The 14,411-nt window shown below is 67.4% G+C and carries 11 protein-coding genes; 5 read left to right on the plus strand and 6 right to left on the minus strand.

What is annotated here, in order from left to right; genetic code table 11:
• From recG to ubiA, 5 genes are all read left to right on the plus strand, one after another.
• Positions 1 to 2,246 (plus strand): ATP-dependent DNA helicase RecG (gene recG / locus KH616_RS11730; RefSeq protein ID WP_292244286.1); only part of this gene is annotated, 2,246 nt, incomplete at its 5' end.
• A 114-nt stretch (positions 2,247 to 2,360) separates the two neighbouring features.
• Positions 2,361 to 3,320, plus strand: coding sequence for a hydrogen peroxide-inducible genes activator (locus tag KH616_RS11735; protein WP_292244287.1), 960 nt, complete (start codon positions 2,361 to 2,363; stop codon positions 3,318 to 3,320).
• 591 nt (positions 3,321 to 3,911) lie between these two features.
• Positions 3,912 to 6,092, plus strand: coding sequence for a catalase/peroxidase HPI (katG, locus tag KH616_RS11740; protein WP_292244288.1), 2,181 nt, complete (start codon positions 3,912 to 3,914; stop codon positions 6,090 to 6,092).
• A gap of 144 nt (positions 6,093 to 6,236) precedes the next feature.
• The gene (locus KH616_RS11745) at positions 6,237 to 6,401 is read left to right on the plus strand and encodes a hypothetical protein (RefSeq protein WP_292244289.1); all 165 of its coding nucleotides are present in this window, start codon (positions 6,237 to 6,239) and stop codon (positions 6,399 to 6,401) included.
• 175 nt (positions 6,402 to 6,576) lie between these two features.
• A complete protein-coding gene (ubiA, locus tag KH616_RS11750) occupies positions 6,577 to 7,440 on the plus strand; it encodes a 4-hydroxybenzoate octaprenyltransferase (protein ID WP_292244296.1) in 864 nt (287 codons plus the stop codon).
• 239 nt (positions 7,441 to 7,679) lie between these two features.
• On the opposite strand, the gene proC is transcribed toward ubiA, so the two are convergent.
• The 6 genes from proC to KH616_RS11780 all read right to left on the minus strand — a co-directional run.
• The gene (gene proC / locus KH616_RS11755; protein WP_292244290.1) at positions 7,680 to 8,492 is read right to left on the minus strand and encodes a pyrroline-5-carboxylate reductase; all 813 of its coding nucleotides are present in this window, start codon (positions 8,490 to 8,492) and stop codon (positions 7,680 to 7,682) included.
• Positions 8,493 to 8,511: 19 nt separating this feature from the next.
• A complete protein-coding gene (locus KH616_RS11760; protein ID WP_292244291.1) occupies positions 8,512 to 9,213 on the minus strand; it encodes a YggS family pyridoxal phosphate-dependent enzyme in 702 nt (233 codons plus the stop codon).
• Positions 9,214 to 9,328: 115 nt separating this feature from the next.
• Positions 9,329 to 10,555: a glycolate oxidase subunit GlcF gene (gene glcF, locus KH616_RS11765; protein WP_292244292.1), complete on the minus strand. Its 1,227-nt coding sequence runs from the start codon at positions 10,553 to 10,555 to the stop codon at positions 9,329 to 9,331.
• A 7-nt stretch (positions 10,556 to 10,562) separates the two neighbouring features.
• Positions 10,563 to 11,651 carry a glycolate oxidase subunit GlcE gene (glcE, locus tag KH616_RS11770; protein WP_292244293.1) on the minus strand — a complete coding sequence of 363 codons (1,089 nt, stop codon included), beginning with the start codon at positions 11,649 to 11,651 and terminating at the stop codon, positions 10,563 to 10,565.
• A 172-nt stretch (positions 11,652 to 11,823) separates the two neighbouring features.
• On the minus strand, positions 11,824 to 13,317 hold the full coding sequence (locus tag KH616_RS11775) for an FAD-linked oxidase C-terminal domain-containing protein (RefSeq protein ID WP_292244294.1): 1,494 nt from the start codon (positions 13,315 to 13,317) through the stop codon (positions 11,824 to 11,826).
• 38 nt (positions 13,318 to 13,355) lie between these two features.
• The coding region (locus KH616_RS11780) for an FAD-linked oxidase C-terminal domain-containing protein (protein ID WP_292244295.1) at positions 13,356 to 14,411 on the minus strand (1,056 nt) is incomplete at its 5' end.

Here is a 14,411-nt window from a genome sequence, read left to right on the forward strand (position 1 = left end):
ATTCCGCCGATCGCGAGACCACGCCGCCCGCGCGCCGCGCCGCGCCGCGCCGTGGCACGGACGGGCGGCTCGTGCCGCCGGATGCGGCGACGCTCCGGCCGAGCGGATCCGGGCCGGGCGGCGCGCAATCGGCCGCATCCGACGCGGCCGTATCGAAGCGTGCCAAGGCCGAAGGCGGCAAGCCGGTCAGGACCGCCGACAAGCTCGCGAAGCTCGGCCTCACGCGATCGATCGATCTCGTCTTGCATCTGCCGATGCGCTATGAGGACGAGACGACGCTGACGCCGATCGGCGAACTGCTGCCGGGCGGCGTGTCGCAGGCGGAAGGCGTCGTGGTCGACAACGAAGTCGCGTACCGGCCGCGCCGCCAGCTCGTCGTCAAGCTGCGCGACGACGACGGCGCGCAGCTCGTGCTTCGCTTCCTGAATTTCTATGGCTCGCAGGTCAAGCAGATGGCGGTGGGCCAGCGGCTGCGCGTGCGCGGCGATGTGCGCGGCGGATTCTTCGGGATGGAGATTGTGCATCCGGCGGTGCGCGTCGTCGAAGCGGACGCGCCGTTGCCGCAGGCGCTGACGCCGGTCTATCCGAGCACGGCGGGCGTGTCGCAGGCATACCTGCGCAAGGCGATCGACAACGCGCTCGAGCACACGCCGCTGCCGGAACTGCTGCCGCCCGAGATCGCCCAGGCATTTCTGCAGCCCCTCGACGTGCCGGCGCTGGCGGACGCGGTGAAGATCCTGCATCACCCGGACGCCCATGCCGACGAAACCGCGCTGATGGACGGCTCGCACCCGGCCTGGACGCGCATCAAGTTCGACGAGCTGCTAGTGCAGCAGCTGTCGCTGAAGCGCGCGCACGAAGCGCGCCGCACCCGCGCGGCGCACGCGATGCCGCGCCGCGGCGCCGACCACGCGGATGCGCTGACGACGCGTCTCTACGCGGCGCTGCCGTTCACGCTGACGGGCGCGCAGGCGCGCGTCGTCGACGAGATCGCGCACGACCTGACGCTGCCGCATCCGATGCAGCGCCTGCTGCAGGGCGACGTCGGCAGCGGCAAGACCGTCGTCGCAGCGCTCGCCGCCGTGCAGGCGATCGATGCCGGTTATCAGGCCGCGCTGATGGCGCCGACCGAGATTCTCGCGGAACAGCACGCGCGCAAGCTGCGCGGCTGGCTGGAACCGCTCGGCGTGTCGGTCGCATGGCTCGCGGGCAGCCTGAAGGCGAAGGAAAAGCGCGCGGCGATCGAGGCCGCCGCGCTCGGCACCGCGCAGCTCGTGATCGGCACGCACGCGATCATCCAGGATGCGGTCGAATTTGCGCGGCTCGGTCTGGTGATCGTCGACGAGCAGCATCGTTTCGGCGTCGAGCAGCGCCTTGCGCTGCGCGCGAAGGCGGCGAACGCCGCGGACGGCGCGCAGGGCTTCCAGCCGCACCAGCTGATGATGTCGGCGACGCCGATTCCGCGCACGCTCGCGATGACGTATTACGCGGATCTCGACGTGTCGACGATCGACGAGCTGCCGCCGGGGCGCACGCCGATCCTGACGCGGGTCGTCGGCGATGCGCGGCGCGAGGAAGTGATCGCGCGCTTGCGCGAGGCGGCGCTGACGGGCCGCCAGGTGTACTGGGTCTGCCCGCTGATCGAGGAGAGCGAGACGCTGCAGCTGCAAACCGCTGTCGAGACCTACGAAACGCTCGCGGCCGCGCTGCCGGAATTGAGGGTCGGGCTGGTGCACGGGCGGCTCGCGCCCGCCGACAAGGCGGCGGTGATGGACGCGTTCACGCGCAACGAGGTGCAGCTGCTGGTTGCGACGACGGTGATCGAGGTCGGCGTCGACGTGCCGAACGCGTCGCTGATGGTGATCGAGCATGCGGAGCGCTTCGGCCTGGCGCAGCTGCACCAGCTGCGCGGCCGGGTCGGGCGCGGCACCGCGGCGTCGGTGTGCGTGCTGCTCTATAGCGGGCCGCTGTCGCTCACCGGCCGCGCGCGGCTGCAGACGATGCGCGAAACGACCGACGGGTTCGAGATCGCGCGGCGCGACCTCGAAATCCGCGGCCCGGGCGAATTCCTCGGCGCGCGCCAGTCGGGCGCGGCGATGCTGCGCTTCGCGAATCTGGAAGAGGACGGCTGGCTGATCGAGCCGGCGCGCGAAGCGGCTGCGCGGCTGATCGCCGGGTATCCCGACGTTGTCACCCAGCATCTCGCACGCTGGCTCGGCACGCGCGAACAGTACCTGAAGGCGTGATGTCCGCCGCTTGAGCGGCCCGTTTCCGCGGCCGAGCGCACGGAAAGTTGGCGAATCGGGGCGATAGGGTGTATAAATTAAACCTATCGCATGTATTCATTTGATTGACCCATAATGACGCTGACGGAACTGAAATATATCGTCGCAGTCGCGCGTGAGCGGCATTTCGGCCGCGCGGCCGAGGCGTGCTTCGTGAGCCAGCCGACGCTGTCGGTGGCGATCAAGAAGCTCGAAGACGAACTCAACGTGCAGATCTTCGAACGCGGCGCGAGCGAAGTGAGCGTGACGATCATCGGCGACCAGATCGTCACGCAGGCACAGCGCGTGCTTGAACAGACCTTCGCGATCAAGGAGATCGCGAAACAGGGCAAGGATCCGCTCACCGGCCCGTTTCGTCTCGGCGTGATCTACACGATCGGGCCGTACCTGCTGCCGACGCTCGTCAAACAGATGATCCAGCGCGTCCCGCAGATGCCGCTGATGCTCCAGGAAAACTACACGCTGAAGCTGCTCGAACTGCTCAAGCAGGGCGAGATCGATGCGGCGATCATGGCGCTGCCGTTCCCCGAAACCGGGCTGATGGTGCGGCCGCTGTACGACGAGCCGTTCGTCGTCGCGCTGCCGGCCGGGCACCCGTGGGAGAAGCGCCGCCAGATCGACGCGGAGGATCTGAAGCAGGAGACGATGCTGCTGCTCGGCAACGGTCACTGCTTCCGCGATCACGTGCTGGGCGTGTGCCCGGAGCTGATGCGCTTCTCGCAGACGGCCGACGGCATCCAGAAGACCTTCGAGGGTTCGTCGCTCGAAACGATCCGCCACATGGTCGCGAGCGGCGTGGGTATTACGGTGCTGCCGCGGATGTCGGTCGCCGAGGTCGGGCCGCACGCGATCGGCCCGGATGCCGGCCTGCTGTCGTACGTGCCGTTCAGCGATCCGGAGCCGGATCGCCGGGTCGTGCTCGTCTGGCGCAAGAGTTTCACGCGCATGCCTGCGATCGACGCGATCAGTGAGGCGATCGCCGCGTGCGATCTGCCTGGCGTCTCGAAACTCGACATGCCGGCGACGCTGAACTGAGCGGGGCGGTACGTGCTGCCGCCGTCACGACGGGGCTTTGTGGCCCCGTTTATTTTTATCTATCGCATAGATAAATCTTATCAAATTGAAATTATTAATAGTGACGCATAAAGTGTTCTACAGGGATCGGCCCGGCATGTGACCGTCGATCGGGCGACCGGCTCGCCGGACAACGGTCAATGCGAGTCCCGAAGAAGGAGCGCATCATGCAGTGGGTCGTGCAGCGTATGCAACGAAGCATCGTGCCACGCATGACGGATGTCGCGTGCGTCCGGACCGTTGTCCGAAGCCTGAATCCGCTTGCATTCATGTATCGGGTTGACCGCATGCACAGTGCTTGAGCATTCGCGGTCATGCCGGGCGCCGAAGCCACGCGCTGCGCAAGCCCACGGTTGACGATGGACGGGTTCCCGGCTGCGTATAGGCGACGGAACCGAATGCGGTGTGTCAGGTGGCCTGTCATGTCCGACATCGAGACGGACTGCGACAGATAAACCAATTTTTTACCTGTATTGGGTACTATCCACCAACGGTGCCCGGACTCCGGACCGGGCCGCGTAGGTGGGTGCAAACGATCCAAGGAGAAAACACATGTCGACTGAAACGAAGTGTCCGTTCGCTCACGCTGCCGGCAGTGGTACGTCGAACCGGCAGTGGTGGCCGAATCAGCTGAACCTGAGTATCCTGCGCCAGAATTCGTCCCTGTCCGATCCGATGGACAAGGATTTCAACTACGCGGAGGCGTTCAAGCGTCTCGACCTGGAAGCCGTGAAGGCGGATCTCCGGGCGCTGATGACGGTGTCGCAAGACTGGTGGCCGGCCGACTTCGGCCACTACGGTCCGCTGTTCATCCGCATGGCGTGGCACAGTGCCGGCACGTACCGCACAGGCGACGGCCGCGGCGGCGCCGGTTCCGGCCAGCAGCGTTTCGCACCGCTCAACAGCTGGCCCGACAACGTCAGCCTGGACAAGGCACGCCGGCTGATCTGGCCGATCAAGCAGAAGTATGGCCGGAATATCTCGTGGGCCGACCTCATCATTCTGACGGGCAATGTCGCGCTGGAATCGATGGGATTCAAGACGTTCGGTTTCGGCGGCGGCCGGGTGGATGCATGGGAGCCGGACAACGTCGACTGGGGTGCTGAAACCAAGTGGCTGGCCGACGACAAGCGCTACTACGGCGACCGCGACCTCGAAAATCCGCTCGCGGCCGTTCAGATGGGGCTGATCTACGTCAATCCGGAAGGCCCGGAAGGCAACCCGGATCCGCTCGCGGCGGCCAAGGACATCCGCGAGACGTTCGCGCGCATGGCGATGAACGACGAGGAAACGGTGGCGCTGATCGCAGGCGGTCACACGTTCGGCAAGACGCACGGCGCCGCGCCGGCCTCCCATGTCGGGCCCGAGCCGGAAGCGGCCGGCCTCGAGGAGCAGGGCCTCGGCTGGAAGAACAGCTTCGGCACCGGCAGCGGCGACGACACGATCACGAGCGGCCTGGAGGTGATCTGGAGCCAGACGCCGACGCAGTGGAGCAACAACTTCTTCGAAAACCTGTTCGGCTATGAATGGGAACTCACGAAGAGCCCGGCAGGGGCGCATCAATGGAAGCCGAAGGGCGACGCGGGTGCCGGCGCGATGCCCGACCCGCAGGATCCGTCGAAGCGCCGCGGGCCGTCGATGCTGACGACCGATCTTTCGCTGCGATTCGACCCGGCGTATGAAAAAATCTCGCGGCGCTTCTACGAGCATCCGGATCAGCTCGCCGACGCCTTCGCGCGTGCATGGTTCAAGCTGACGCACCGTGACATGGGGCCGCGCGTACGCTATCTCGGCCCGGAAGTGCCGGCGGAAGAGCTTATCTGGCAAGACCCGATTCCCGCAGTCGACCATCCGCTGGTCGACGAGGCCGATATTGCGGCACTCAAGGGCAAGATCCTCGCTTCGGGGCTGTCCGTGTCGGAAATGGTGTCGACGGCCTGGGCCTCGGCATCGACATTCCGCGGCTCGGACAAGCGCGGCGGCGCAAACGGCGCGCGCATTCGCCTCGCACCGCAGAAGGACTGGGCGGTCAACCAGCCCGAGCAGCTCGGGAAGGTGCTGGCAGTGCTGGAGCGTATCCAGGGCGAGTTCAACGGCGCTCAGTCGGGCGGCAAGAAGGTGTCGCTCGCCGATCTGATCGTGCTGGCCGGCGGCGTAGGCGTCGAGCAGGCGGCGAAGCGTGCCGGACACGACGTCACGGTGCCGTTCGCGCCGGGCCGCATGGATGCCTCGCAGGCGCAGACCGACGTCGAGGCGATGGCCGTGCTCGAGCCGATCGCGGACGGCTTCCGCAATTATCTGAAGGGGCGCTACACGGTGTCGGCGGAGGCGCTGCTGGTCGACAAGGCGCAACTGCTCAATCTGACCGCACCGGAAATGACGGTGCTCGTGGGCGGCATGCGCATGCTGGGCACGAACGTCGGGCAGAGCGCGCATGGCGTCTTCACCGAGCGGCCGGAGACGCTGACCAACGACTTCTTCCTGAACCTGCTGGACATGGGCACGGAGTGGAAGCCGGTATCGGATGCGAACGACGTGTTCGAAGGGCGCGACCGCGCGACGGGCAAGGTGAAGTGGACCGGCACGCGCGTTGATCTGGTGTTTGGTTCGAATGCCGAGTTGCGGGCGCTGGCTGAAGTCTACGGCAGTGCGGATTCGCGGGAAAAGTTCGTTCGCGACTTCGTGGCGGCCTGGACCAAGGTCATGAACCTCGACCGCTTCGACCTGGCGTAATCGACACGCACAGACCGTCAAGGTCGCGTGCCGAAGCAAGGGCGGCCGGTCGCAAGACCGGCCGTTTGTGTTTGCGGGCGCGTGCGGCCCGTGTGCCGGCATGGCGCAACCGCCATCGATCGGCGAAGGCAAGGAGTCACGATCATGACCCGGATGATTCTGGAAGTGCGCACCGCACTGGCCCGGCCCGTGAAGCGCCCGCCCGCCGTTGCGCTGCGGCGGCTCGCCGGACTGGCGATCACGGCGAGTGGCGCGGCCGTGCTGGTCGGGCAGGCCGCGCATCATGCGGCTGCCGTCGCGGGCGGTTGAGCAAGCGGTTTCGCGTCGCCTGATCCAATCCGCCATGACCCCGATTTTTGCGGTGGGCGGCGCGGCGTTACGTTGGAATCCACCGTGCGGCCGGCCGCCGCGTGCGAGCCACTGCCACATGACGCGGGAACCCGCGCGGCTCTACAATGCCGGGGTTATCTTCCCGGTGCTTCCCATGCTTGCCCGCTTTCCCCTCTATCTGCGGCTCGTCCGGATGGACAAGCCGATCGGCAGCCTGCTGCTGCTGTGGCCGACACTCAATGCGCTGTGGATTGCGTCGAGCGGTCACCCGCGCTGGACGCTGCTCGTGATCTTTGCGCTCGGTACGCTGCTGATGCGATCCGCCGGTTGCGCGATCAACGATTACGCGGACCGCGATTTCGATCGTCATGTGAAGCGCACCGCGGATCGTCCGATCACGTCCGGCAAGATCCGGGCATGGGAGGCGGTCGCGATCGCGGCCGGGCTGTCGATCGCCGCGTTCCTGCTGATTCTGCCGCTCAATACGCTGACGAAAGAGCTGTCGGTTGCCGCGGTATTCGTCGCGGGCACGTACCCATTCATGAAGCGCTTTTTCGCGATTCCGCAGGCGTATCTGGGCATCGCATTCGGCTTCGGCATCCCGATGGCATTCGCGGCTGTGCAGGACACGGTGCCGCCGCTTGCGTGGATCATGCTCGTGGCGAACGTGTTCTGGTCGGTGGCATACGACACTGAATATGCGATGGTCGATCGCGACGACGACATCAAGATCGGCATCCGGACGTCGGCACTCACGTTCGGCCGCTTCGACGTCGCGGCCGTCATGACGTGCTATGCGGTCACGCTCGGCATCTACGTGTGGGTCGGCCTGACGCTTGGCTTCGGTCTCGTCTACTGGGCGGGCTGGGCGGCGGCGGCGGGTTGCGCGGTGTATCACTACACCCTGATCAAGGGGCGTGAGCGGATGCCGTGCTTCGCTGCATTCAGGCACAACAACTGGCTCGGCGGCGCGCTGTTCGTCGGGATCGCCGCGCATTACGCGCTGGCCGGGCAGTGAACGCGCGGCGAGTGAGCGGCTTCCGGTAGCGCCCATCGGGCGAAGCCGGCGCGATGGGGCGAGCGCCCGAATTTCTGTCGGCCAAGGACGGCAGGACAGGCGAGGGCGGTGCAGTCCTCGTCGAAAAAGATCAGCGGCCCACACGGGCCGCTTTTTCATGCGTGTCGGGTGTGTCCGCGTGCGGCCGGCAAGACATCGCCGGCCCGGAGGCCGCCGCGCGGCGGAGTACGCGTGGCCGCTTACGCCTGGCCGAGCTCGTCGCCCATTTCCTTTGCGCGCGCATCGGCGGCGAGCGCACCGCGTACGATGGCTTCCTTCACACCCTGCGCGTCGAACGACGCCAGTGCGGCGGCCGTCGTGCCGCCCTTCGACGTCACGCGTTCGCGCAGCACGCTGGCCGGCTCGCCGGATTGCGCGGCGAGTTGCGCCGCGCCCGTGAACGTCGCGACCGCGAGCGCACGGCCCTGCTCGTCGTTCAGGCCGAGGCGGCGCGCGGCTTCCTGCAGCGCTTCGATGAAATAGAACACGTATGCGGGGCCGCTGCCCGAGATCGCGGTGACGGCGTCGAGTTGCGACTCGTCATCGAACCAGACGATTTCGCCGACCGCGCCGAGCACGTCCGACGCCAGTTCGCGGCCAGCCGCGTCGACGTCCGCCAGCGCGGCCAGGCCGGTCACGCCCATGCCGATGAGCGCGGGTGTGTTCGGCATCGTGCGAACGATGTGCGCATAGCCGTCGAGCCAGCGAGACAGGTCGGTCGCGCGGATGCCCGCGGCGATGCTGATCACGAGCTGCGACGTCAGGTGCGGCGCCAGCGTCTGCGCGACGTCCTTGAGCACCTGCGGCTTGACCGCGAGCACGATCGCGTCGTAATCCGCGAGTGCCGCGTCGACCGCCGCGCCGGTGCGGATGCCGAACTGCTGCGCGGTGCGCGCGCGCGCGTCCTCGTTGACGTCGATGGCATACAGGCCGCTCGCGGCGACGCCGCGCTTGATGAGGCCGCCGATCAATGCCGCGGCCATGTTGCCGCCGCCGATGAATGCAATTTTCATGATGTCGGAATCGCTGGGTTCAATGGGAGGAATAGTCGCGCGCGCCGAAGATTGCGGTGCCGACCCGCACGATCGTCGCGCCTTCGCGCACCGCCGCCTCGAGATCGGCCGACATGCCCATCGACAGCGTGTCGAGCGGCAGTCCATCGGCGCGAAGCGCGTCGAACAGTGCGCGCAGCGCACGATGCGGCGCGCGCTGTGCATCGGGATCACTCGCCGGTTCGGGGATCGCCATCAGGCCGCGCAGGCGCAGCGACGGCAATTCGGCGACCGCACGCGCGACGGCGGCGACATCGTCCGGCGCGACGCCACTCTTCGATGCCTCGCCGCTGATGTTCACCTGCACGCAGACGTTGAGCGGCGGCAGATGCGCGGGCCGCTGCTCGGCCAGCCGCTGGGCGATCTTCAGCCGGTCGACGGAATGCACCCAGTCGAACCGCTCGGCGACGGGACGCGTCTTGTTCGACTGCAGCGGCCCGATGAAGTGCCATTCGAGATCGCGTCGCAGATCGGCGAGCGCATCGATCTTGTCGATCGATTCCTGCACGTAGTTCTCGCCGAATGCGTGCTGGCCGGCCGCATGCGCGGCGCGCACCGCATCGGCGGGAAACGTTTTCGACACGGCGAGCAGCGTGATGGTGGCGGGATCGCGGCCGGCCGCGCGGGCGGCGTCGGCGATGCGGCGATGAACGGAATCCAGGCGGGCGGCGATATCTGACATGACGGGCACGAAATCGGGCGCGCCGCATACAGGCGGCGCTTCGATTCGCATTATACGGACGGGGCGCGGGGCGCTTCCTGCGGTTTTCGCCCGGGCGCGACGGGAGAACCGGCGCTCAGCCATACAGCAGGTGCTCGACGAGCTGGATCCAGTGCACGACCGGAATCGGCGTGCCGCTTTGCAGGTGTGCGATGCAGCCGACGTTGCCCGACACGATCATCTGCGGCTCGAGCGCCTGCAGCTTCGCGAGCTTCTGCTTGCGCAGGCGGTATGACAGCGACGGCTGCGTCAGCGAATAGGTGCCGGCGGAGCCGCAGCACAGATGACTGTCGGCGGGCAGGCGCACGTCGATGCCGAGCGAATCCAGCAGCCGCTCGACCTTGCCGCGCGATTGCTGGCCGTGCTGCAACGTGCACGGCGGATGGTAGGCGACGGTATGGATCGCGCGACGCTGCGCGAGCGTCGCGAGCTCGGCTTCGAATGCGAGCAGCACGTCGGAGATGTCGCGCGTCAGCGCGACGACGCGCCGGGCTTTTTCCGCGTAGGCCGGATCGTCGCGCAGCAGGTGCGCATATTCGAGCACGGTCGCGCCGCAGCCGGACGCGTTCATCACGATCGCCTCGGCGCCCTGCTCGATGTACGGCCACCATGCGTCGATGTTGCGGCGTGCGTCGTCGAGCGCTTCGTCGTGATAGTTGAGATGCAGCCGGATCGCGCCGCAACAGCCGGCGTCGGACGCGATGAGGGTTTCCACGCCGAGGGCGTCGAGCACGCGCGCGGTCGCGATGTTGATGTTCGGCAGCATCGACGGCTGCACGCAGCCGGCCAGCATCAGCATCTTGCGCGCATGCGTGCGCTGCGGCCAGTCGAGCAGCCGCGTGCGCGGCGGCACCTTGTCCCGCAGGCGCCGCGGCAGCAGCCGGCGCACATGCTGGCCGATCCGCATGACCGGCGAAAACAGCGCGCTGTTCGGCACGAAGCTCGCGAGCGCGCGGCGCATGAGTTGCTGCGCCGCCGGGCGCGGAACCTGCGTTTCGACATGCTTGCGGCCGATCTCGACGAGGCGGCCGTATTCGACACCCGACGGACAGGTGGTCTCGCAGCTGCGGCACGTGAGGCAACGGTCGAGGTGCTGCTGCGTGCTGCGCGTCACGGATGCGCCTTCGACCATCTGCTTGATCAGATAGATACGCCCGCGCGGGCCGTCCAGTTCGTCGCCGAGCAACTGGTAGGTCGGGCACGTCGCGGTGCAGAACCCGCAATGCACGCACTTGCGCAGGATGGCGTCGGCTTCGTCGCCGTCGGGCGTATTGCGGATGAAATCGGCGAGGTTCGTTTGCATCAAGCCCTCAAAGATCGACGTAGAGCCGTCCGCGATTGATGACCCGCGCCGGATCGAACGCAGCCTTCAGGCCGCGGTGGATTTTCATCAGCGGCGCGGGCAGCGGCGTGAACACGCCGGCGCTGCGGTCATACGATTCACCCGCGCGGAACAGCGTCGCGTGGCCGCCCGCCTGCTTCGCGCTAATGCGTACGGTCTGCGCGTCGGCATCGGTGATCCACCAGCGCTGCGCGCCTCCCCATTCCATCAGCTGCGTGCCCGGCAGATTCAGCGGCTCGGTGATCGATGGCATCGACAGGCGCCAGAGCGCGAAGCCGGGCGGGATGCCGCCGAAGAACGGATCGGTCTGCTCGCGCAGGCCGGTCCAGAAACGCTCGGCCTCGACCGCATCGACGACTTCGCCGCCGAGCACGGTCTTCGCGGCCTTGACCGCGGCTTCGGCGCCAGACAGGCGCAGCACGAGCGTGCCGTTGCGCCACGCGCTCGCGCTGACGGGCAGCGGGTGTCCGCCCCATTCGTTGAGCTTGCGCACGGCGTCGGTCGCACTCATTTCGAATTTCAGGGTGACTTCGGCGACGGGCATCGGCAGCACCTTGATCGATAGTTCGAGCATCAGCCCGAGCGTGCCCAGCGAACCGGCCATCAGCCGCGATACGTCATAGCCCGCCACATTCTTCACGACCTGGCCGCCGAACCGCAGCACTTCGCCGCGGCCGTTCATCAGCGTGACACCCAGCACGAAATCGCGCGGCGCGCCGGCCGATGCGCGGCGCGGGCCGGCGAGGCCGGCTGCGACGCAACCGCCGACCGTCGCCGTGCGCCCGAAATGCGGCGGTTCGAACGGCAGCATCTGGTTGCACTCGGCGAGAACCGTTTCCAGCTGCGTGAGCGGCGTGCCGGCGCGCACCGTCACGACGAGTTCGGCCGGATCGTATGACACGATGCCGTGAAATGCACGGGTATCGAGAATCTCGCCTTCCAGCGTCTGGCCGTACCAGTCCTTGGTGCCGCCGCCGCGCAGCCGCAGCGCGTGGCCGTCGGCGCTGGCGGCGCGGATGCGTTCGGCCCATCCGGCGACGATGTCGTCCTCTTCCATGATCGCTTGTTGTCTCGTGTCGTTGTCCGGTCGATTGTACCGGGGTGACGCGAACGCACATCGCGACTATCCCTAATCGGATCGCCGATGGCATGCGCGGCTGTTGCCACAACGGATCAGGCTGCGCGAACGACGATGGGAGCGAACCGCGCCGAGGATCGGCGCGGCGCATTCAGAAGCGCGGAATATCGGGATGCGGCAGGAGCCCGCCGCGCACATGCTGCCGGCCGTATTCGGCGCAGCGGGCCCGGGTGGGAATCCCCTTGTCCGGGTTGAGGAGACCGGGCGGGTCGAAGGCGCGCTTGACCGCGAAGAACGCGTCGCGCTCCTGCTGAGAGAACTGCACGCACATCGAATTGAGCTTCTCGATGCCGACGCCGTGCTCGCCCGTGACGGTGCCGCCGAGTTCCACGCAGCACTCGAGGATCTCCGCGCCGAACAGTTCCGCGCGATGCAGCTCGTCGGGATCGTTCGCGTTGTAGAGGATCAGCGGATGCATGTTGCCGTCGCCCGCGTGGAACACGTTGATGCAGCGCAGGCCGTAGCGGGTTTCCATCTCTTCGATGCGGGCGAGCAGCGGCCCGATCGCGCGGCGCGGCACGGTGCCGTCCATGCAGTAATAGTCGGGGGAGATCCGGCCGGCGGCGGGGAACGCGTTCTTCCGGCCGGACCAGAAGCGCAGCCGCTCGCTTTCGTTGCGCGACACCTGGATGCGCGTGGCGCCGTGCTCGCGCAGCACCGCGGTCATGCGGACGATTTCCTCGGCGACTTCCTCCGGCGTGCCGTCCGATTCGCACAGCAGGATCGCCGCGGCGTCGAGATCGTAGCCCGCGTGCGTGAACGACTCGACCGCCTGCGTCGCGGGCTTGTCCATCATCTCGAGCCCGGCCGGGATGATCCCCGACGCGATGATGGCCGCGACCGCCTCGCCGCCCTTGATCACGTCGTCGAAGCTCGCCATCACGAGCTGGGCGGATTGCGGCTTCGGAATCAGCCTGACCGTGACCTCGGTGACGATCACGAACATGCCTTCGCTGCCGATCGTCACCGCGAGCAGGTCGAGGCCGGGCGAGTCGAGCGCGAGCGAGCCGAATTCGACGATCTCGCCGTCGATCGTCACCGCGCGGACGCGCATGACGTTGTGGACGGTCAGCCCGTACTTGAGACAATGGACGCCGCCGGAATTCTCGGCGACGTTGCCGCCGATCGTACAGGCGATCTGCGACGACGGATCGGGCGCGTAATAGAGCCCGTACGGCGCGGCGGCGTCGGAGATCGCGAGGTTGCGCACGCCGGGCTGCACGGTGGCGGTGCGCGCGTACGGATCGACTTCGATCACGCGCGTGAAGCGGGCGAGCGACAGCACGACGCCGCGCTCGATCGGCAGCGCGCCGCCGGACAGGCTCGTGCCCGCGCCGCGCGGCACGATCGGGATGTCCATCCGCCGGCAGATCTGCACGATGCGCTGCACCTGCGATTCGGTCTCGGGCAGCGCGACCGCGAGCGGCAGGCGCCGGTACGCGGACAGCCCGTCGCACTCGTAGGGCGCGGTGTCTTCGTCGCGATAAAGCAGGCAGTGCATCGGCAGCACGGCCATCAGCGCCTGCACCACTTCACGCTGGCGCTGCGCACGCATCTCGGCAGACAGATCGGCGGGGGCGTTCATCTCTTCTCCTGCGTGGACGCAGCGCTCGGCTCAGTACTTCAGCACGTGAAAATCTTGCCGGGATTCATCAGGTTGCGCGGATCGAGCGCGAGCTTGATCGCGCGCATCGTATCGATCGCGTTGTCGCCATGCTCCTTCGGCAGGAAACGCATCTTGTGCAGGCCGACGCCGTGTTCGCCCGTGCAGGTGCCGCCCATGCGCAGCGCGCGCTCGACGATGCGCTCGTTGATCTGCTCCGCTTCCTCGAGTTCCTCGGGCTTCGCGGGATCGATCAGGATCGCGACGTGGAAATTGCCGTCGCCGACGTGTCCGACGATCGGGCAGGGCAGCGACGAGGCGCGCAGGTCGGCCTCGGTTTCCTCGACGCAGGCGGCGAGTTGCGAGATCGGCACGCAGACGTCGGTCGTCACCGCGCGGCAGCCCGGCTTCAGCTGCAGCATCGCGAAGAATGCATTGTGCCGCGCGGCCCACAGTCGGCTGCGATCCTCCGGACGGGTCGCCCATTCGAAGCCCTGGCCGTGATTCTGCCCCGCGAGCGCCTCGACGAGTTCGGCCTGCTCCTTCACGCCGGCTTCGGTGCCGTGAAATTCGAAGAACAGCGTCGGCGCTTCGGCGAGCGTCATGTTCGAGTGGCGGTTGATCGAGTGGACGGCGAGCGAATCGACGAATTCGACGCGTGCGATCGGCACGCCCATCTGGATCGTCTCGATCACGGTGCGAACGGCGTCGCCCATCGTCGGGAACGCGCAGATCGCGGCCGACACGGCTTCGGGCAGCGGATGCAGGCGCAGCGTGATCTCGGTGATGACGCCGAGGGTGCCTTCGGAGCCGACGAACAGGCGGGTCAGATCGTAGCCGGCCGACGACTTGCGTGCGCGCGAGCCGGTCTTCACGACGCGGCCGTCGGCGAGCACGGCGGTCAGGCCGAGCACGTTTTCGCGCATCGTGCCGTAGCGCACGGCGTTGGTACCGGACGCGCGCGTCGCCGTCATGCCGCCGATGCTCGCGTCCGCGCCTGGATCGATCGGGAAGAACAGGCCCGTGTCGCGCAGCGCTTCGTTGAGCGCCTTGCGGGTGATGCCGGGCTCGACCGT

It is taken from the genome of Burkholderia sp. (assembly GCF_018375725.1).
Lineage (GTDB): Bacteria > Pseudomonadota > Gammaproteobacteria > Burkholderiales > Burkholderiaceae > Burkholderia.